Origin of the sequence: Nocardia sp. NPDC127526, assembly GCF_042672265.1 — a bacterium.
Classification (GTDB): domain Bacteria; phylum Actinomycetota; class Actinomycetes; order Mycobacteriales; family Mycobacteriaceae; genus Nocardia.
Map to the genome: position 1 here is coordinate 56451 of NZ_JBHXVO010000033.1, position 19712 is coordinate 76162.

The 19712-nt window shown below is 69.6% G+C and carries 19 protein-coding genes; 14 read left to right on the plus strand and 5 right to left on the minus strand.

Translation table 11 applies throughout. The features are described from left to right. The first annotated feature begins 52 nt into the window (after window positions 1-52). Genes ACFVIV_RS33765 through ACFVIV_RS33780 form a run of 4 tightly spaced genes read left to right on the plus strand, consistent with a single transcriptional unit; the run spans window position 53 to window position 3730 of the window. Window positions 53-877, plus strand: a complete 825-nt coding sequence (locus ACFVIV_RS33765; protein WP_379203469.1) for an ABC transporter permease — start codon at window positions 53-55, stop codon at window positions 875-877. Further along, a complete protein-coding gene (locus ACFVIV_RS33770; protein ID WP_379203471.1) occupies window positions 850-1581 on the plus strand; it encodes an ABC transporter ATP-binding protein in 732 nt (243 codons plus the stop codon). Before ACFVIV_RS33765 ends, ACFVIV_RS33770 begins: the two co-directional genes overlap by 28 nt. After that, window positions 1578-2573 (plus strand): ABC transporter substrate-binding protein, encoded by a 996-nt coding sequence (locus ACFVIV_RS33775; RefSeq protein ID WP_379203473.1) that lies wholly within the window; start codon window positions 1578-1580, stop codon window positions 2571-2573. The genes ACFVIV_RS33770 and ACFVIV_RS33775 overlap by 4 nt, the downstream gene beginning before the upstream one ends. Window positions 2574-2584: 11 nt before the next feature. Beyond that, window positions 2585-3730 (plus strand): LLM class flavin-dependent oxidoreductase, encoded by a 1146-nt coding sequence (locus ACFVIV_RS33780; RefSeq protein WP_379203475.1) that lies wholly within the window; start codon window positions 2585-2587, stop codon window positions 3728-3730. A 1-nt stretch (window position 3731) separates the two neighbouring features. On the opposite strand, the gene ACFVIV_RS33785 is transcribed toward ACFVIV_RS33780, so the two are convergent. Together ACFVIV_RS33785 and ACFVIV_RS33790 are read right to left on the minus strand one after the other, a co-directional pair. Next, the gene (locus tag ACFVIV_RS33785; protein ID WP_379203477.1) at window positions 3732-6062 is read right to left on the minus strand and encodes a galactose oxidase-like domain-containing protein; all 2331 of its coding nucleotides are present in this window, start codon (window positions 6060-6062) and stop codon (window positions 3732-3734) included. Window positions 6063-6086: 24 nt separating this feature from the next. After that, window positions 6087-7280 (minus strand): DUF418 domain-containing protein, encoded by a 1194-nt coding sequence (locus ACFVIV_RS33790; protein ID WP_379203479.1) that lies wholly within the window; start codon window positions 7278-7280, stop codon window positions 6087-6089. A 175-nt stretch (window positions 7281-7455) separates the two neighbouring features. On the opposite strand from ACFVIV_RS33790, the gene ACFVIV_RS33795 reads away from it, so the two are divergent. The 8 genes from ACFVIV_RS33795 to ACFVIV_RS33830 all read left to right on the plus strand — a co-directional run bounded on the left by ACFVIV_RS33795 (window position 7456) and on the right by ACFVIV_RS33830 (window position 14959). Continuing rightward, a complete protein-coding gene (locus ACFVIV_RS33795) occupies window positions 7456-8364 on the plus strand; it encodes an ABC transporter ATP-binding protein (RefSeq protein ID WP_379203481.1) in 909 nt (302 codons plus the stop codon). 29 nt (window positions 8365-8393) lie between these two features. Further along, on the plus strand, window positions 8394-9095 hold the full coding sequence (locus ACFVIV_RS33800; protein ID WP_379203483.1) for an ABC transporter permease: 702 nt from the start codon (window positions 8394-8396) through the stop codon (window positions 9093-9095). Window positions 9096-9123: 28 nt separating this feature from the next. Further along, window positions 9124-10521, plus strand: coding sequence for a histidine kinase (locus ACFVIV_RS33805; protein WP_379203485.1), 1398 nt, complete (start codon window positions 9124-9126; stop codon window positions 10519-10521). A gap of 33 nt (window positions 10522-10554) precedes the next feature. Continuing rightward, on the plus strand, window positions 10555-11202 hold the full coding sequence (locus ACFVIV_RS33810; RefSeq protein ID WP_379203487.1) for a response regulator: 648 nt from the start codon (window positions 10555-10557) through the stop codon (window positions 11200-11202). A gap of 51 nt (window positions 11203-11253) precedes the next feature. Beyond that, window positions 11254-11820 (plus strand): HD domain-containing protein, encoded by a 567-nt coding sequence (locus ACFVIV_RS33815; protein ID WP_379203489.1) that lies wholly within the window; start codon window positions 11254-11256, stop codon window positions 11818-11820. Window positions 11821-11908: 88 nt separating this feature from the next. Beyond that, the gene (locus ACFVIV_RS33820; protein ID WP_379203491.1) at window positions 11909-12817 is read left to right on the plus strand and encodes a LysR family transcriptional regulator; all 909 of its coding nucleotides are present in this window, start codon (window positions 11909-11911) and stop codon (window positions 12815-12817) included. A 74-nt stretch (window positions 12818-12891) separates the two neighbouring features. Then, a complete protein-coding gene (locus ACFVIV_RS33825) occupies window positions 12892-13179 on the plus strand; it encodes a hypothetical protein (protein WP_379203493.1) in 288 nt (95 codons plus the stop codon). A gap of 145 nt (window positions 13180-13324) precedes the next feature. Further along, the gene (locus ACFVIV_RS33830; RefSeq protein ID WP_379203495.1) at window positions 13325-14959 is read left to right on the plus strand and encodes a hypothetical protein; all 1635 of its coding nucleotides are present in this window, start codon (window positions 13325-13327) and stop codon (window positions 14957-14959) included. A 48-nt stretch (window positions 14960-15007) separates the two neighbouring features. On the opposite strand, the gene ACFVIV_RS33835 is transcribed toward ACFVIV_RS33830, so the two are convergent. Together ACFVIV_RS33835 and ACFVIV_RS33840 are read right to left on the minus strand one after the other, a co-directional pair. Further along, window positions 15008-15349, minus strand: a complete 342-nt coding sequence (locus tag ACFVIV_RS33835; RefSeq protein ID WP_379203497.1) for a hypothetical protein — start codon at window positions 15347-15349, stop codon at window positions 15008-15010. A 50-nt stretch (window positions 15350-15399) separates the two neighbouring features. Further along, window positions 15400-16788 (minus strand): FAD-binding oxidoreductase, encoded by a 1389-nt coding sequence (locus tag ACFVIV_RS33840; RefSeq protein ID WP_379203498.1) that lies wholly within the window; start codon window positions 16786-16788, stop codon window positions 15400-15402. Between the two features lie 87 nt (window positions 16789-16875). On the opposite strand from ACFVIV_RS33840, the gene ACFVIV_RS33845 reads away from it, so the two are divergent. Then, the gene (locus ACFVIV_RS33845; protein WP_379203500.1) at window positions 16876-18132 is read left to right on the plus strand and encodes a LuxR C-terminal-related transcriptional regulator; all 1257 of its coding nucleotides are present in this window, start codon (window positions 16876-16878) and stop codon (window positions 18130-18132) included. Here ACFVIV_RS33845 and ACFVIV_RS33850 read toward each other — a convergent pair. Next, the gene (locus tag ACFVIV_RS33850; RefSeq protein WP_379203502.1) at window positions 18129-19346 is read right to left on the minus strand and encodes a cation:proton antiporter; all 1218 of its coding nucleotides are present in this window, start codon (window positions 19344-19346) and stop codon (window positions 18129-18131) included. The genes ACFVIV_RS33845 and ACFVIV_RS33850 overlap by 4 nt on opposite strands. A 100-nt stretch (window positions 19347-19446) precedes the next feature. Here ACFVIV_RS33850 and ACFVIV_RS33855 point away from each other — a divergent pair, with 100 nt between their 5' ends. Beyond that, window positions 19447-19644: a hypothetical protein gene (locus ACFVIV_RS33855; protein WP_379203503.1), complete on the plus strand. Its 198-nt coding sequence runs from the start codon at window positions 19447-19449 to the stop codon at window positions 19642-19644. The last annotated feature ends 68 nt before the right edge of the window (window positions 19645-19712 follow it).

The window sequence follows — 19712 nt, forward strand, 5'->3', positions numbered from 1 at the left end:
CCGACGGGTTCGGCCGCCCCTCGCATTCGTCCCCGCTGCCCGAGGTGCCGTCTTGTCCTTAATTGCCGTGCAGGCCAGTGCCGTTATCGACCGGCCCCGCCGAATCCGGCTGCCCCGCCCCTCGACCGCCTGGATTCGACTGGCCAGTCCGCTGGCGCTGGTGCTGATCTGGCAGGTCGCCAGCGCCACCGGGCTGCTGCCGGAGCGATTGCTGGCCGCGCCGGTGACGGTGTTGCGGACGGGCTGGGAGCTGATTCAGGACGGGACGCTCACCGACGCCGTCTCGGTATCGCTGCAGCGCGCGGCGCTCGGCTTCGCGATCGGGGCCGTGGCCGGCATCGGGCTGGCGCTGGCGGCCGGATTGAGCCGGGTGGGGGAGAACGTCGTCGATCCGATCCTGCAGATGCTGCGGACCCTGCCGTTCTACGGGCTGATTCCGCTGTTCATCCTGTGGTTCGGGATCGGCGAGCTGCCGAAGGTCGTGCTGGTCGCCTTCGGAGTGGCGATTCCGCTGTATCTCAACACCTTCGCCGGCATCCGGGGCGTGGACGGCAAACTCGCCGAGCTGGCGCGGGTGCAGCAACTCGGCCGCGCGGCCCTCATCCGGCACATCGTGCTGCCCGGGGCCCTGCCGCAGACGCTGGTGGGATTGCGGCAGTCGCTGGGTGTGGCCTGGCTGGCGCTGATCGTGGCCGAGCAAGTGAATGCCGATGCCGGACTGGGATTTCTGATCAATGATGCGCGCGAGTTCCTGCGCACCGACGTCATCGTGGTCGGGCTGCTGGTCTACAGCGTGCTGGGGTTGCTCACCGACGCGCTGGTCCGGCTGATCGAAAGGAGAGCGCTGTCGTGGCGACGCGGGTTCTTGGCGGAGTAGGAGAGGTTGCCCGAATCCGGGGTTTGACCAAGGATTTCGGGGAGCGGCGGGTGCTGCACGGCATCGATCTGGATATCGCGCCCGGTGAATTCGTCGCGCTGCTGGGGCGCAGCGGCTCCGGAAAGTCCACGCTGCTGCGGGCTTTGGCCGGGCTCGATACCGACACCGGCGGTGAGCTGAGCGTCTCCGGCGATGTGGCGGTGGCCTTCCAGGAACCGCGGCTGGTGCCGTGGAAGAAGGTGCACGCCAATGTCACTCTCGGACTGCGGCATCCGGATCCGCGGGCCGCCGCGCGAGCCGCGCTCGCGGAGGTGGGGCTGTCGGGTCGTGCCGAGGCGTGGCCGTTGACGCTGTCCGGCGGTGAGGCGCAACGGGCTTCGCTGGCCCGCGCGCTGGTGCGCGAACCGGATCTGCTGCTGCTCGATGAGCCGTTCAGCGCGCTGGATGCGTTGACCCGCATCACCATTCACGGTCTCGTCCTCGATCTGTGGACCAAGCACCGGCCCGGCGTTCTGCTGGTGACCCACGATGTCGACGAGGCGCTGCTGCTGGCCGACCGCGCGCTGGTGCTGGCCGACGGCCGTATCGCCCGCGAGATCGCCGTCGAACTGCCGCGCCCGCGCCGCCGCGAGCATCCCGAATTCCTCGCGCTGCGCGCGACTCTGCTCGCCGAACTCGGCGTCACCCCGGAAGGAACCGCATGATCACCAGACGATTGTTCGCCGCCCTGGCCGTGACCGCGGCCCTCGCCACGGCGGCCTGCGGGTCCGGTGACGCCAATGACAAGGGCGTGCGCGCGGACGGTTCGGTGGATCTGACGCAGGTGACGCTGCGGATCGGCGATCAGAAGGCCAATGCGCTGCAAGCGCTGCTGGATGTCTCCGGCGAGGCGAAAGACCTGCCGTACAAGCTGGAATGGGCGCAGTTCACCGCGGGTCCGCCGCTGCTGGAGGCCATCAATGCCGGGTCCATCGATCTGGGCGGCGTGGGCAATGCGCCGCCGGTGTTCGCGGCGGCGGCCAAATCGCAGATCAAGATTGTCTCCGCCTATACGACCGGTTTCCAGGGGCAGGGCATAGTGGTGCCCGCGGCCTCGGCCATCCGGGACCCGAAGGAACTGCGCGGCAAGAAGATCGCCGTCACCAAGGGCAGTTCCGCCCACTATCACCTGTTGCAGGTGCTCGCCAAGAACGGGCTGAGCTTCGGCGATATCGAGCCGCAGTATCTCCAGCCCGCCGACGCGCTCGCCGCGCTGTCCACCGGACGGGTCGATGCCTGGGCCGTGTGGGATCCGTATGTGGCCCAGGCCGAACAGCAGGGCAATCGGGTGCTGGTGAACGGCGAGGGCTATGTGCGCGGTGACAGCTTCTACGTCGCCGGTACGAAAGCCCTGGAGAACAAGGCCAGTTCGGCGGCCATCCGGGATCTACTGCTGCGCATCGCGCGGGCGCAAGCCTGGATCAAGGCCAATCCCGAAGCCTGGGCCCAGGAATCCTCCAAGATCACCGGTGTGCCCTACGAGGTCACCCTGGTGGCCGTGAAACGTGCCGTGTACCAGCATCATTCGCTCGACGCGGCCACCATTGCCGGCGAGCAGGAGGTGGCCGACGCCTTCGCCGCGGCCGATCTCGTTCCGCGCAAGGTCGACATCACCGAATTCGTCGACACCCGCTTCAACGACCGCTTCACCGCCTAGGAGACGTCCGAATGAGCCTGTCGTTCCATTGGTTCCTGCCCACATCCGGTGATTCGCGCGGCCTGGTGGTCGGCGGGCACGGGACGCCCATGTCGGGTGATCGCCCCGCCTCGCTGCACTACCTGAACCAGATCGCCGCGGCCGCCGAATCCAATGGGTTCGAGGCCGTGCTCACCCCGACCGGATCCTGGTGCGAGGACGCCTGGCTGACCACGGCCATGCTGGTCGAGACCACCGAGACACTGAAATTCCTGGTGGCGCTGCGGCCCGGCTTGATCAGCCCGTTCCTGGCGGCGCAGATGGCGGGGACCTTCCAGCGGCATTCCGGGGGACGGCTGCTGCTCAATGTGGTGACCGGCGGCGAGCCCCTCGAGCAGAAGGCGTACGGCGACTTCGCGGACAAGGAGACCCGATACACGCGCACGGGCGAGTTCCTGCACGTGGTGAAGTCGCTGTGGAATTCGCGGGAGCCGATCACCTTCCAGGGTGAGCACCTGCGCGTCGAGAACGCCCTGCTGACCAATCATCCCGATCCGGTGCCGCCGGTGTTCTTCGGTGGTTCCTCGGGACCGGCCGGTCCGGTCGCGGCCCGCTACGCCGACACCTACCTCACCTGGGGCGAACCGGTGCTGGCGGTGAGCCGCAAACTCGATTGGATTCGCGGACTGGCCGTCGACCACGGCCGCAAGCTGGATTACGGCCTGCGCATCCACGTCATCACCCGCGACACTTCGGAGGAGGCGTGGGCGGTGGCGGACAAACTGCTGGCGGGCATCGATCCGGCCGATATCGAGCGCGTGCAGGCCAGCCTGCACAAGAGCGAATCCGAGGGCCAGCGCCGCATGCTCGAACTGCACGGCGGCAGCACCGACCGCCTGGAGATCGCGCCCAATCTGTGGGCGGGCGTGGGGCTGGTGCGCGGCGGCGCGGGCACCGCCCTGGTCGGCTCGCACGAAGAGGTCGCCGAACGGCTCATCGAATACGCCAAGGCGGGCATCGGCCACTTCGTGCTCTCCGGCTACCCGCATCTCGAAGAGGCGTACTGGTTCGGCGAGGGCGTGCTGCCGATCCTGGAGCGAAAGGGGTTGTGGCAGCACCCCACCCGCCGCCGCGCCGCACGCCCGGCGATTCCCTTCGCCGGAGCGTCCAGCAGCTGAATCAGGTGAGGTGCAGCCACTGCCCGAGGGACGGCACCCCGACATTGTCGACGGCGAAGACCAGGTACCAGCCCGGCGGAGCCAGCGCCGGGTTGTCGGGCATGGTCAGCGTGACCGTGCCATCGACCGAACTGAATTCGACGTCGACGAGGCGCTGCGTGGTATCGCAGGAATGCGTGCAGGCGCTCGGGTAGACCAGGCTGACCTCCCGCAGCGCGGCCGTGCTGGCGGCGGTGACCGCCGCACCGTAGGTCGCGGAATCGGAGACCAGCGTGAACTCCGGGCGGGGACCCTGGAAAAGGTAAGGCGGCCAGTACATCTCGATCTGGAGCTCTTCGGTCTTGCGCACCGGATTCGATCCGGCCGTGATCACCTTCCCGTCCGGGGTGAGCAGCGCGACCGAATGGTAGAGCCGCGGAATCCGCTGGGGCGCGGTGTGCATCCAGTGATTCATGGCCGGATGGAAGATCTCGGCGTGCGGCGGCGCGGCATGCGCCATCTCCTCCATGCCGGAGCCGCCGGTGGCCAGCACCGTCCGGTCGGGGAGGATGACCGCGCTCACGTGCATGCGCGCGTGATGCAGCGGCGGTCCGGGCACATAGGCGGGCGCGGGCGCGGACAGATCCACGATCCTGGTGTCCGCCAGCGCCGGTGCGGGAGAGTGCATATCGAAGCCGCCGCCGCCCAGAATCAGGACTCGCTGATCCTGCGCCGGCGGCAGCAGCACGCTGGCGGCCTGATTGCGCGATCCGGGATCGGTCAGCCCCGGCACCTCGGTGCGGGCGCCGGTGGCCGGATCCCAGATCGAGGGCCGCACACCATTGTTGCCGCCGTATTGGCCGCCGGCGTAGAAGATCCGGCCGTCGGCGAGCAGGAACAGATGGGCGTACATGGGTATCGGTCCCGGCACCGGCAGCTGCGACCAGGTCTCGGTGGCGGCGTCGAAGAGCTCCGGCGTATTGGAGAGGAAATTGTCCGCGCCCAGCCCGGACACGGCGACGACATCACCGCTCGGCAGGGTCACCAGCGATGGATACCAGCGCCCGAAGGCCATGTCCGGCACGGTATTCCAGGTGAGGTCGGCGGGATCGAAGATCAACGCGTCGGGCAGCCCGTAGAAGGGGTCGTAGCGCTCGGTTCCGCCAGCGGCGAGCAGCCGCCCGTCCGGCAGGAAGGCCTGCCCGACACAGAACAAATCGATGGGCGTGGCCGGGGCGTCCAGCCCCGGTCGCGGGTAATGCCAGACGCGCGTGCGGAAGTCGTGCGCGTGATGGCGGTCCACATCGTTCCCGGAGCCCGCGAAGAACAGCACATCCCCGGTGTGCAGCAGGGCGGCGTGCACCGGATTGATCTCGGTCCCGAAATCCAGTATCCGCCAGAGTCCTTCGGTATCCGCCTGATCCAGATCGGTCTCCAGCGCCAGCACCCGCAGATACCCGGCATTGCCGCCCGCCTGATGGTCGATGGTGCACACCACCAGCTCGGGCATCGCCCCGCCGGTCGGCAGCACCGCGACGGCCGCCCCTTGATTCTCCTGAAATCCCCAGTCCGCCAGCACGGTCCACCGGCTCCACCCGTCCACGGCGTGCCCGGTGCCGTCCAGCCCCCACCCGACCGTGTACACCCCCGCATTGCCGCCCGCGGGATTGTCGACCCCGAACACGATCAACTCCGGTCGCCCGTCCCCGTCCAGATCGGCGACGGTGATCCCCGCCCCTTGGTTCTCCCACCCGTACCACTGCGGAATAGCCAGCCACGGAGTCCATTCCGCCACCGCCCCGTCGGCGGTGATCCCCTTGGCCAGCCGGAACTGGCCGGAGTTCTGCCCCGGCGGATTGTCGACGGTGAGCACGACGAGCGTGTCCCGCCCGTCGATCCGGGTGAGACAGATATCCGCCCCCTGGTTCTCCCATCCGAACCAGTTGGGCACCGGCAGCCATGCCGTCCAGCCCCCGGTGACCGTGCCGTCCCCGGCCAGATCCCGCCCCACCCGGTAATACCCCTGGTTCTGACCCGCCGGATTGTCGACCAGGAACACCACCAGATCCAGCTGCCCGTTCCCGCTCAGATCCGCGAGCGCGATCCCACCCCCTTGGTTCTCCCACCCCCACCAATCCGGCACCGTGAGCCAGGGCCCCCAGTCCCGCACGGTGCCGTCCCCCGCCAGCCCCTTCCCCACGCGATAGAACCCGCCGTTCTGCTCCGGCGGATCATCGATCATCAGCACGACGACATCCAAGCCCCCGTCCCCGTCGATATCCCCTACCGCGATCCCGCAGTCCTGGTTGTTCCGGGAGAACCACCCCGGCACCGGAACGAATTGTCCTGCCACATATTCATCTTGATCTTCGCCCGATCATTCGGCCACCGATCGACCGGATCGGTGCGAATCGTCCGGATTCCGGCCGGCCGACAGCGTGCGCCACAACCATTCCGCGGGACCGTATCGGTGCGAGCGGAACCAGATCGGGGCGAGGACGGCGAAGGCGATCCAGAGCGCGGTCATCAGGGCCAGGCCGCCGGCCAGGGGCAGGCCGTCGGCGGGGCCGGTGTACAGGATCAGGACGAAGACGAAGGTGCTGGTGAGGTAGGCGGTCAGGGTGAGACGGCCCAGGGGCGCCAACTGGGTGAGCAGGCGGGCGGCGGTGCCATTGCGCTCGATCAGCAGGGAGATCAGGCCGACATAGGCCAGGGCGCCGCCGAATCCGGCCGCGAGCCAGGCAGCGGTGGACAGCGGCGGCATGCCTGCGGCCGCCTCGTTGCCGGTGAAGGTCAGCCGGGACTGGGCGATATGGCCGAGTGCCGCCACCGCGATGCCACCGGCCGCCAGCAGCAGGGAACGGCGCTGGGAGGTGGAACCCGGTGCGGCGGAACCGGTGTGGATCAGGCGGCGGGTCAGCCAGATGCCCACAGCGAAGGCGGCGGCGGTCCACGGACCTTGCAGGACGAGGCCGGTCCACAGCTGATTCGCGGCGATGACCGCGCGGGCGGTCCAGAGGCTGGACGAGTCGGTGAGCAGTGCGCCGCCGAATTCCAGGACGGGCGGGGCAATGGTGCGGGTGAGGATCTCGAGCCCGGCGAACCCGGCCGCCACGCACAGCGGTCGCGCCCGCGAGCCGCTCATGAGCCACGGCAGCGCGATCACGAACAGGGCGCCGATCAGCGCGTAGTGGGTGAGGATGTCGGCGGGGAAGAACAGCAGGTTGACCACGCCGAATACGGCGAACAGCACCGCATAGCGCCGCCACAGCAGGGTCCGGGTCGCGCCCCGCGCCCACATGAGCGCCGCGCTCGCGCCGAACAGGAGCGAGAGCAGCGTGCGCGACTTGTCGTGCAGCAGCAGGTTTTCCGCGTTCATGACGGCCGTGCTGACCGGGCCGTCGATGGTGAAGGTGAGGAAGCCGATATTGACGATGAACACGCCGACCAGCGCCAGCGCCCGCAGCACATCCAGATTGACGTACCTGGTGTAGCGGGTCGGTTCGAGCGGGCGCGAGGTGATCGCTGTGGCCCGCGGTGTAGTTGCTGTGGCCGTCGGCTGACTGGTCATGGCATCGAGAATGCCGGGGACAACCCGGCGGTACATCGGCCGATCGCGCAGCGGCTCTAAGCCGAAAGTGTTAGCCGATCGTGTGCCGTCGGCCGATGGATGGCCCGGCCGGGTCCGGCAGATTCGTTGTCGACCGAGCGCCGCACCCGTGGCGCCGCCGACAACGAGGTGCACCATGATCCAGGCCCAGGGCTTGAGCAAGCGCTACGGCGATGTGACCGCCGTCGACAATCTGTCCTTCACCGTGCGACCCGGCGTGGTCACCGGCTTCCTCGGCCCCAATGGCGCGGGCAAGTCCACCACCATGCGGCTCATGCTCGGCCTGGACCACGGCGGCGGGCGGACCCTGTTCGAGGACCGGACCTACGCCGAGCTGGCCGATCCGCTGCGCGCGGTCGGGGTCATGCTCGACGCGCGGGCCGTGCACCCCAGGCGCACCGCCCGCGGTCACCTGCGCATGGTCGCCGCCGGCGCGGGCATCGACCGCCGCCGCGTGGACGAGGTCCTCGACATCGTCGGGCTGACCAGCGCCGCGGACAAGGCCGCGGGCGGCTTCAGCCTCGGCATGCAGCAGCGCCTGGGCCTGGCCGTCGCGCTGCTCGGCGATCCGGCGACCCTCATTCTCGACGAGCCCGCCAATGGCCTGGATCCCGAGGGCGTGCGCTGGCTGCGCGATCTGCTCAAGCAACTGGCACAGCAGGGCCGCACCATTTTCGTGTCCTCGCATCTGCTCAATGAGATGGCGCACCTGGCGGATTCGCTCATCGTCATCGGCGGCGGGCGGCTGATCGCGGCGGAATCGGTGCGCGAATTCGTCGACCGTAACTCCGCGGCCCGCATCATCGCCCGCGTCGACCGTCCCCGCGACCTGGCGGACGCCTTGTCCCGCAACGGCTTCCAGGCGCACATCGAGCCCGGCGGCGTGGTCGTCGTCACCGGGAACGACCGCGAGGCCGTGGCCGCCATCGCCATGCGGGCCGGGCTGCTCGTCACCGAGCTGTCCCAGCAGCAGACCAGCCTCGAGGAGGCGTTCTTCCGCGCCACCGCGGGCGCGGCGCAGTACCGCGGGCACGTCGCCGCCTGATCCGGCTACCACGAGAAGGAATTCCCCTCATGTACAACGCGATTCGCTACGAACTCACGCGCCTGGCGAGCGTGCGCTCCACCTGGGTGCTGCTGCTGTCCGGCCTGGCGCTGCAAGGCCTGATCGCCTTCGGCGTCTCCGGGAAGGACGATATGACGCCGCGCGAGGCGTTCGTCTCCGCCTTCTCCGGGTTGCCGCTATTGCTGGTCACGCTGTGCACCACCGCCGTCGCGGTGAACGCCTTCGGCCACGAATACCGCTACGGCACCATCGCCACCACCGTGCTCACCCTGCGCCGGCCTGGCCGGATAGTGGCGGCCAAGGCGCTGACCAGCGGCGCGCTGGCGGCGGTGAGCGGCATCGCCATGGTGGCGCTCACCCTGGCGATCCAGGCCCTGCGCGGCGGCATCCCCGCCGAAACCTGGCGTATCGCACAGGTTCTCGGCGCGGTCACGCTGTACTCGACGCTGGCCGCCCTGGTCGGTCTCGGCATTGCCGCCGTGACCCGCAATGCCACCGTCGCCATGGCCGCCGCCATCGGAATTCCCACCGTGGTCGAGGTGGGTGGCATGCTCGCGGGCCTCAGCCCGAAGGTCATGCCGTTCACCTCCGCGGCCATGCTGGTCCGCCCCTACACGGGTGTCGCCGCCCTCATGCCACTGCCGCTCCTGGGTCTTGCCGCAGGTTTGCTGTGCATCGGTGGCGTGCTGCTCGCACGTCGTGACGTGTGACAACGATCGAATGACTAGTGTTGCCAAGGTGAGCCGACCGCAGCGCATACGACGCCTGATCCTGGACGTCCTGCTCGCGCTGTTCTCCGGCTTCATGGCCTTCGACGAGGTGCAGCGAACCTCGATCGGGCTGTTGCCGGCCGCCGCGGGGCCGCCGCTGGCCATTGTGGCCGGCGCGGCCCTGCTGTTCCGGCGCAACCGACCGCTGCCGGTGCTGGCGTTCACCGTGGCCGCCGACATTCTGGTCGGTTCTACCTGGCCGATGCTGCTCGCCATGTACACCGTCGCCAACCGCTATGGCAATCGCACCCGGACCTGGCTGGCGACCGCAGCCACCATTGTCGTCGCCGTCATTCCCTGGGGCACGTCCACCACCCCGTCGCTCTTCTTCAACCGCGGCACCATCATCCTGCTGCTGATCCTGGTCCCCACGCTCATCGGCCTCTGGACCAATCAGCGCGCGCAGACCCTCGACAGCCTGCGCGAACGCGCCGAACAGGCCGAACGCGAACGCGACCTGCTCGCCGCGGCGGCCGTGGAAGCCGAACGCCTGCGCATCGCCCGCGAAATGCACGACATCGTGGCGCACCGGATCTCGCAGATCACCGTGCTCGCCGGAGCTCTCGAGGTCTCCTCGACCGGCAAGCCCGCCGACATGGCCGGCACCATCCGCGAGACCGGCGCACATGCCCTCGCCGAAATGCGCGAGCTGCTCGGCGTGCTCAGGCAGAGTGATGCCGAAGCCGGGCGAACACCCGAAACCTCCTTGCCGCGCGTCGAGGACCGCGGAGCCGGCGAGCGCGCACGGACCGGCGCGCAGCCGGCTGCTGCCGAGCCATCGAAAGTAGCGCAACAGGCTACGGAAGACATCAGCACCGGCACCGGCAGCGTCGATCGGTCCGTGGGCGGGCGGCAGGCGGGTGCCGACCGGTCGGGCGCGGCGCGGCCGGAGCGCGCGCGGGATGCCGGGCCCGATGCGGTGCGGCCGGAGACTTCGGCGGCGGGCGCGGACGAGCGAGCTCCCCTGCGACCGACTCCGAATCTGGCCGCTATCGCCGAACTCGTCGAGAATGCCGTGGCGGCCGGGCAGTTGGTCGACGTCTCGTTGCCCGCGCAGCTGCCCGCGGTGCCCGGCGCGGTGGGGCGCGCCGCCTACCGGGTGGTGCAGGAGGCGCTCACCAATGCCACCAAACACGCTGCGGGAGCGGAGGTCCGGGTGTCGGTCGTGGCACGTGCGGACAGTCTCGAAGTGGACGTGCGCAACGGTCCGGGGGAGCGGACCGCGCTGGCCGCGCAGGGCTCGGGATTCGGGCTGGTCGGGATGCGGGAGCGGGTCGAACTCGCCGGTGGCGCACTGCATTCCGGGTGCACACCCAGCGGCGGTTTCGCCGTGCACGCGAGCTTTCCCCTCGGGGAGCAGGCATGAATCAGTGGAAGTGGCCGTCGTGAAGGAGGTTTCGTGATCCGGGTGGTGCTGCTCGACGACGAGGAGCTGGTGCGGTCCGGGATCGCCATGATCCTGGAGGCCGGGGGCGGGATCGAGGTGGTGGCCCAGGATGTGGACGGGCGCAATGCCGTCGAGCTGGTGCAGAAGCATCGGCCCGATGTGGTGGTCACCGATATCCGTATGCCGCAGGTGGACGGGCTGGAGGTCACCCGGCGGGTGCGCGCGCTGCCGGATCCGCCCGCCGTCGTGGTGCTCACCACCTTCGGGCTCGACGAATACGTCTATGCCGCACTGGAAGCCGGGGCCGCCGGATTCCTGCTGAAGGACACGCCGCCGCGTGAACTCGCGCACGGTGTGGAGGTGGTGTCGCGGGGTGAGGCCATTCTCGCGCCGGCCATCACCAAACGCATGCTCACCGCCTTCGCGAACAGTCCGGGCTCGCAGCAGCCGGAGGCCCGCGCCCGGCTGGACAGCCTCACCGATCGGGAGCGGGAGGTGGCATTGGCCGTCGCCACCGGGGCGGCCAATGCCGATATCGCTCGCACCCTGCACATGAGCGAGTCCACGGTGAAGGTCCACGTCAGCCGGATCATCGCCAAACTCGATCTGGAGAACCGCACCCAGCTGGCCATTCTGGTGCACCGTGCCGGGCTGGCGTGAGCGGAATCCGCTGTTAACTGCGGGTTCACGGTCGGCTCGTAGGGTGCGGACATGCGTGTGCAACCGGTGTCGACGGTCGAGGAACTCATGGTGCTGCTGGCCGGGTGCGAGGACGCCTGGGATATGCCCGATCGCAGCGGCGATCCGGTCGACATCCTCGACCACGACCGCCAGTGCGCCGAACTGCTCCGCCGCGACTTCCCCGGCGATGCCGAACTCCAGGTGGCGGGCCTGGTCCACGACATCGGCCACGTGCTTGTTCCCGGCGACGACGCCGGTCACGGCCGCCATGGCGCGGATGCGGTCCGCCCGCTGCTCGGCGCGCGGGTGGCCCGCCTGGTGGAACTGCACGTGACCGCGAAACGCTATCTCGCCGCCACGGATTCGGTGCACGCCGAGGCACTCTCGGATTCCAGCAAACGCACTCTCGTGGCGCAGGGCGGCCCGATGACGGCCGCGGAGATCGCCGAGTTCGAGGCCGATCCGGACTTCCACGCCGCCCTCGCGCTCCGTCGCGCCGACGACGCGGGCAAGGTGGTCGGTCTGGAAGTCCAGTCCCTGTCGTGGTGGCATCCCGTCATCACCCGAGTCGCGGACGGGCGCCGGGCGAACAACTGACGCACGGGTGTTCACGGCCGTTCACCCGCATTGTCGCCCGCTCGCGAGCCGCGTCTGCCCGGACCGCGCCCGGGCATAGAATCCGTCTATGACGTTGTCGCCGCGGGTGCCCGATCTGGCTGCCCTGGATCTGCTGCTATCGGTGATCGAACTGGGCAGTCTGGGGCGGGCGGCCAAGGCGCATGCGATCAGTCAGCCCTCGGCCAGTTCACGGATCCGGTATCTGGAGCAACTGGTCGGCGTCCCGGTGCTGGAACGCACCACCCTGGGTTCGCGCCCGACGGCGGCCGGGTCCCTGATCGCGGAGTGGGCGCGGGACGTGGTGGACGCCGCGGCGCGGCTCGACGCCGGCATCGACACCCTGCGGGCGCAGCGCGACTCGCGGCTGCGGGTGGCCGCCAGCCAGACGATTGCCGAGTACCTGTTCCCGAAATGGCTGATGGGATTGCGGGCGCGGGTGCCCGACACCTCGATCTCGCTGGAATCCGGGAACTCGGCCGAGGTCGCGCGGGCCGTGCTGGACGGCCGCGCCGCCATCGGATTCGTGGAGAGCCCGCAGGTGCCGCGCGATCTGGAGAGCCATATCGTGGCGCGGGACCGGCTGGTCGTGGTGGTGTCCCCGGAGCACCGGTGGGCGCGGCGGCCGGAGATCAGCGCGGCCGAACTGGCGCAGACGCCGCTCATCTACCGGGAATCCGGCTCGGGCACCCGAATCTCCTTCGAACGGGCCATGACCCGCGACCTGCCGGATTGGCGGCCGAATGTGGTGCTGGAACTGTCCTCGACCACCGCCATCAAGACCGCCGTCGCCAATGGCATCGGCCCGGCGGTGCTCAGTTCACTGGCGGTCGCCACCGAACTCGGCGAGGGCCTGCTGGTGTCGCCGCACGTAACGGGGCTTGATCTGGACCGCGCACTGCGCGCCGTATGGCCGAAGGGGCAGCGTCCCACCGGTCCCGCCCGCGACCTGTACGCTATCGCCCGACGTCCGCTGTGACCACGATCTCTCCTTGAAGGCTCAACTGCGCCAACGGCTCCCGCGTGAGCGGCTCGAGGGGTTATGGTCCGTGCATGGTGCGAACCGCCTTCGCCGCCGTCGATTCGGATGACCCCGAGCATGCGAATCGAGCACCGCGGCCCCATTTGGAAGTCGTTCCCGGGGTGAGCGAGGCAGATGCTCCGCTCGATCCCGGACCGCCGCCGTCATTCGGCGAGAATCCGCTGGCAGAGGCCGATATCGAACGGCTTCCCTCCTCCGCCCGGCATCGGATCGCGGCCTTCATCCACTTACAGCTGGCCGCCCTGGAGGAGATGCCCGAGCCGCTGCCGGACTGGAAGCCCAGCACCGGCGAACTCTGATCCCCAACCGTAGTTCCCCCTAGTGCCCCGGTTGTGCAGACAGCCAGTGGCACAGGCCTTTTCCTGGCATTTTGCCGGATGGACGGGCTTCGAGGTGGCCTGGCAGGGTGCTTGTCACGGCATCACCCGCATTCCTCGGAGCATTATGAATACTGCTAGTCCCGGTCGCGGCGCGGCACTGTTGCTCGCGCTGATCGCTTGCGGGAGTCAGCTCTCGGCAACCGCTCAGGCCCAGCCGGATTCGACCACCTGGTATGTGAGCGCCGCGGCGCCCGCCGGAGGGACCGGGAGCGCCGAATCACCCTTCGATTCCCTGGCCCGGGTGCAGGCCGCGGCCCGCGAGGGCGACACCATCATCGTGCAGCCGGTCGCGCCGGAGGTCCCCGCCCTGGACGGCGGCATCGCCCTCAAACCCGGGCAGCGCCTGCTCGGCGGCGGTCCCGCGGTGATCGGCGCGCCCGCCGGGTCCGCGCTCCCGCGCATCACCAACACCACGGGCGATCACGACGGCGATGCGATCCGCCTGGCGAGCGGCGCGGAGGTCAGCAATCTGGTCATTGCCGGAGCGCGGCGCGGCGGCATCTACGGCCGCGATGCCGCCGATGTGGTGATCAGCGGAAACGATGTCTCCCAGACGAATCGGCAGTGCGCGGACGGCTTCATGATCGGCCCCTTCACGCTGCCGCCCACCCTGGCGGTCGGCGCGTCCGCGCCGCCGCTGCCGAATTTCATCACCCTCAACAATGGGTGGGCGGCCATCATGGCCGACTACACGACCGTCGCCGCGACCGTGCGGATCGAGGGCAATGACGTCCACGACACCGCCTGCGGCGACGGCATCGATCTGCGCGCGCACGGCGCCAGCCGGGTCACCGCCGAGCTCGCCGGCAATGCGACGCGGAAAATCAATCTGGGATTGGCGAAGCTGTCGGTGCTGGCCGTGGGCCTGCAAGCCGGTGACTCCGCCCAGCTCACCGCCACCCTGACCGGCAACTCGCAGACCGAGATCGCGCCGCTGTCCACCTCGCTGCTCAACAAGGTGGCCGACAGCGAGGGCATTTTCGTCAATGCCCTCGGGCAGGCGCGCATGGACGTCACCATCGACGACAACGTCTTCCGCAACGGCTACGGGAACTTCTCGGCCAATGGCCTGGAGTACGTCTCCACCAATGGCACCCCCGAGAGCCGGGTCACGGTGACCGACAGCAGCTTCGACACCGTCGAAGGCGACATCATCGAGAACTACAACCTCAGCACCGAGGGGGCGCGGCAGTCGCTGACCCTGCGCAATGTGCGCGCGCACCACTCCGAATTCCCGGCGGGCGCGCTGCTCAATCCGGTGGTGCCCGCCAATCTCGGCACCTGCGTGGTGACCACCAATATGGGTCGCTCCGGCCGGACCGAGCTGAGCATCGCCGATTCCGAATTCGGCCAGTGCAGCGCCGACGGCATCGGGCTCATCGCCTACACGCCCAGCGGCGTCGGGCCGTCCACCGCGGCGCTGACCTTCGACATCCGGGACACCGCCATCGACGGCACCGCCGCCAACGGCATCAATATCGTCAATATCGGCGATACCGCCGTACTGCGCGGCACCATCGAGCGCACCGCCGTCACCGCGGCCCGGCAGCGGCTCATCACCACCCGCAGCAGCGGCGGCACGATCGCCGACGGGGCAGTGGAATTCGGTCCGGGAACTCTCGACGGCGCGCCCGTGAACTGCCTGGCGGACGCCCATGCCAAGACTGCGCTGTCCGGAATCCCGGCGGTCTGCCGATAGCCGAGATGGGCTGCGGAGGCACCCCCGCGGCCCATCCCGGACGGCGAATCAGTTGGTCTGAATCCCGGTGGCGATCTTGACCACGACCTTGTCGGCCGTGACCTCCTGCACCGTCACATTCATCCCGTCGGCCGGCTGCGTCTCGCCGACCGGCACGCTGACCTCCTGCCCGGCCACCTTCAGCGTCACGGTATTGCCGTTCACGGCGACCAGTTGCGCCTCGATGCCGAGAATGCTGGCCTTGGCGTCCACGCCGCGGTCGAAGGTCACGGTGCAGCCGCTGACGGTGCACTCGGACTTGGAGCCCGGCCCCTCCGCGGAGCACGCGGCGACCCCGAGGGGCGCCAGCAGGGCGAACGATGAAATGGCGATGAGCCGTCGAAAACGCACGGCCCCAGTCTAGAGGCGAAAGCGGTCCGGCACCCCGAACAGCGCGGCGGTCAGGGCAGCGGCGGGACGTTCTGATTGAGGTGGAAGACATTGTCGGCGTCCATCCGGCGCTTGAGCGCGACCAGGCGGTCCCAGGCCGCGGGACCGTACGCCTGCCGGAGGCGGTCGAGGCCCTCGTCGGCCTCGTCGTTCAGCTGATTGACATACGCGCCGCCGGCCGACCAGGGCAGCATGGACTGCCAGCCCGCCCGCGCCCAGTCCCGGTGCGCCGCACCAGCATCTGCCGGATCGGGCCAGACCGCGGCCAGGGTCAGCAAAGAGGCGGCCTTTCGGAAGCGGAAGGCGGTGTCCCCGGCCGGAACTCGCGCGATGGCCCCGCCCATGATGCGCAGCAGCACATGCGACAGCGGGGTGGTCGATTGTTCGGCGACGGCGACCAGGCGGTCGATGCCGGAGTCGTCGAGCGGGGTGAGGAATTCCGAGCGCATGTAGTACGACAGGCCCGCGGGCGCGGCCTCGTCGACCATGGACTGCAGCACCGTGTAGGGCATCATGCCGGTCAGATCCGCTGTGGGGGACGCGAATTCGCGCAGCGGGCGAATCAGCTCCGCGCCCGCGTCCGGATCGCCGAGGTAGGCGGAGGTGAACACCACGGCGGGGCGGCCCCGCAGGGTCTCCGGCACCCAGGGCGCGGGCGGCGCGGTAATGAGCGAGGCGCTGAGCCCCAGCTCATCCGGTGCGGTGGCGGCCAGGTCCAGCAGCGCCCGCAGCCCCTCGCGGGCGTGCGCCAGCGGATGCAACAGGGCGCTGGCGAACATCGGGACCGGAATAGCGCCCAGGCGCAAGGTGAACGAGGTGACCACGCCGAAATTGCCCCCGCCGCCGCGCAGCCCCCACAGCAGCTCCGGGTCGGATTCCGCTGTCACGGTGCGGATCTCGCCATCGGCCGTGACGAGTTCAGCGCCCAGCAGATTGTCACAGGTGAGCCCGTAGGCGCGCGACAGCCAGCCCACGCCGCCGCCCAGGGTCAGGCCCGCCACCCCGGTGTGCGAGATCTCCCCGCCCGGTGTAGCGAGACCGTATTCCTGTGTGGCGGTGTCCAATTCGCGCCACAGCACGCCCGGTTCCACCTGTGCGACCCGGGCCGCCGGATCCACGCGAATGCCCTTCATCGGGCTCAGATCGATCATCAGCCCGCCCTCGCACACCGAGAACCCGGGCACGCTGTGCCCGCCGCCGCGCACCGCGATGGGCAGTCCGTGGCGCACCCCGAACCGCACCGCCGCCGCCACCTCCGCGGCGCTGTGGCACTGCGCGATGAAGGCCGGCTGCCGGTCGATCGCCCCGTTCCACACCCGCCGCGCGCGTTCGTAACCAGGATCGCCCGGCCGGAGCAGAACCCCGGTGAATCCGGTCAGCTGAGCTGCAGAGATATTCATGAACCCAGTGCAGCGCCCGCGGCCCGCACCCGGCCATCCCCACTTCCAGGGGTTCCCGCGGCCGTGGGCCGCCCATACGCTGAGTCCATGGACGATGTCCTGCGCAGATTGAGCGCCGGGGTGGACCGAGCGTGCCGGAGCGGGGTCGGCGCGGTCGGAACCGCGAACGCCGTAGTCGGGGCCGGGATCGATGCTTCCGGGACCGGAGCCGGTGCGAGCGGGAGGACGGCCCGTGCCGATGCGGCCGGAGCCGGTGCGGGCGGCAACGCGGCCGGTGCCGGGGCGGGCGGGACCGGGTCGGGCGCGATCGCGGCGGAACCGGGCGCGGTGCGCATCGGGCGGGCGGTCGCGGCGGCGGTGCGCGAAGCCGTGCCGTTCGACTCGTGGTGCGTGATCACCGTCGATCCGGCGACCCTGCTGCCCACCGGCGGCTTCCATCGCGAGGGCATTCCGGAGGCGTTCGCGCCGCGCCTGGTGGAGATCGAGGCGCGCGGCGACGATCTGTGCGCCATCCCGGCCATGGCCCACGCCGCCACCCGCACGGCCGCGCTGAGCCTGATCACCGACGGGCGCTTCGAGCGCAGCCGGCGCTACAACGAGGTCTTCGTCCCGGTCGGCCTGCGCGACGAGATGCGGGTGCTGTTCACCTCGAAAACCGATGTATGGGGCGCGCTGATCATGTTGCGCAATACCGACAGCCCCGATTTCACCCGGGCCGATGCCGAATTGGTGGGCCGTGCGACCACCGATGTCGGCGCGGCCCTGCGTCATCAACTGGTGCTCACCGAGATCCACGCCGACCAGCACTCCGACGGCCCGGGCCTGATCCTGCTCGACGAGCGGTACCGGGAGCTCGGCACCACCGCCGCGGCCCGCCGCTGGCTCGGCGAAATCGACGATGACACACCGACTTTCAGCGGCGTGCCGTACTGCGTCCTGCACATGGCCCGGCAGGCCGGAGCGGGCCCGCGCCGCAGTCGCATCCGCACCCGCACCGGCCGCTGGCTCACCCTGCACGCCGAAGCCCTCGACGGCGGCCGGGTGTCGGTCATCGTGGAACCGACCCGCCCGCAGGACATCGCCCAGCTGGTCGCCGACGCCTACCAGCTCACCGCCCGCGAACGCCATATCGTGCGCCTGCTCAGCAGCGGCCACTCCCGCGCCGAGATCGCCAAACTGCTGGGCCTGTCGGCGCATACGGTCAATGACCACGTCAAGAGCGTGTTCGGCAAGGTCGGCGTCCGCAGCCGCGCGGAACTCACCGCCAAACTCTTCTTCGACCAATACATTCCGCGCATGGAGGCGGGAGCGCCGGTGGGAGCCTCCGGCTGGTTCCTCGGCTAAGTACCGATGGCCTTGGCGAGCAAGGGGAACAGCAGTACGGTGGTCGCTCCGGCGGCCACCAGGGTCGAGGCCAGGGATTGGCTCATCAGGCCATCGCCGGTGGCTACCTGGGTGATGGCCACGATGATCGGCAGCCCGGTCGCCGCGTACAACGCCAGCTGCGCCCGTTCGCGGCTCTCGGTCAGGTTCGCGCCGTGCGGGACGAAGCGCTCGCTGAACCACACCGGCAGCCCGCGCGCCAGCGCGATGGCGAGCACGAAGAGCACCCAGGTCAGCGGCCGCCGCGCCACCGCCGCCGGATCGATGCCCATGCCCGAGACCACGAAGAAGATGGGGATCAGCACCCCGAAACCGATTGTCTCCAGGGATTCCTCGATCTCCGGCAGCTCCTCGCTGACCAGGCTGCGCAGGATCAGGCCCGCCGCGAAGGCGCCCAGCACCACATCGAGACTGAAAACGTCCGCGACCGTCATCAGCACCAGCAGCAACAGGAACACCACCCGTACCGGCAATTGCGTTGTGCCGCCGCCGAGTTGACCGAGCAGCCGCGGCAGCCCGGGCGCGCGGTCGAGCAGATGCCGCGGCACCAGCGCGATGAATCCGGCGGCGACCGCGAACAGCGCCAGCACCACGATGGCCGCGCCTGGACTGCGACTGGTCAGCAGCACCGACATGGCCACGATGGGCGCGAGCTCGCCGACCGCCCCGTGCGCGAGCACCGCCCGGCCCAGCGGTTTGTCCAGCACCCCATCCTGTTTCACGATCGGCAGCAGCGTGCCCAGCGCCGTCGAGGTCAGTGCGATGGCCACCGCGATCTGCGTGGTGAATCCGGCGTCCCGCGCGGCGAGGTGCACCATGCCCAGGGCCAGGGCGAGGCAGACCAGCCAGGTCGCCCATGCCACCCGCCCGGGTTTGGCGCGCAGCAGGCGCGGATCCAGTTCGTATCCGGCCAGCAGGAACAGCATTCCGAGCCCGAGCTCGCTGAGCAGGTCGACGCCGCCGCCGGATCCGGCCCAGCCCAGCACGTACGGCCCGAGCACCATGCCCGCCACCAGCAGGATGACCACATCCGGTACGAATCCGCGCAGCAATCGCACAGCGAGGGGGGACAGCGCCGCGACCGCCGCGATCCAGAACAGCGACACGATCGGCGACGGATCGGATCCGGTCGCCTCTCCAGCCGCCGTGATCAGGGTTTCCGCAGCCAGAGTCACGTCGCCATGGTGGCACGCCCCGGCCACCGGACCGGGCTGTGACACGGTGCTGTGACGCAGTAGCCAACCGGTAGCGTCCTGTGAGGCGTATGCAGGAGTTATGGGCAGCCATACGAAACGCCTGGGCCGCCACCCGAAGCGCACGCCGTTCTACGGGGTGATCATGATGCTGGCGGCCATGCTCACCGGACTCTGGGTGCGTGACTGGCCGAGCCCGGTCGCGCGGGTCATCGCCTTCATCGTGCTGTTCGTGATCGCCGCGGCCGGCTTCCTCATGACCTTCCGCGACAACTCGTGACAAAGCCGCGAGGCCGCCCACCCCCCCAAGGTCACCAACAGTGATCGGGGTCAAGGGGCGGAGCCCCT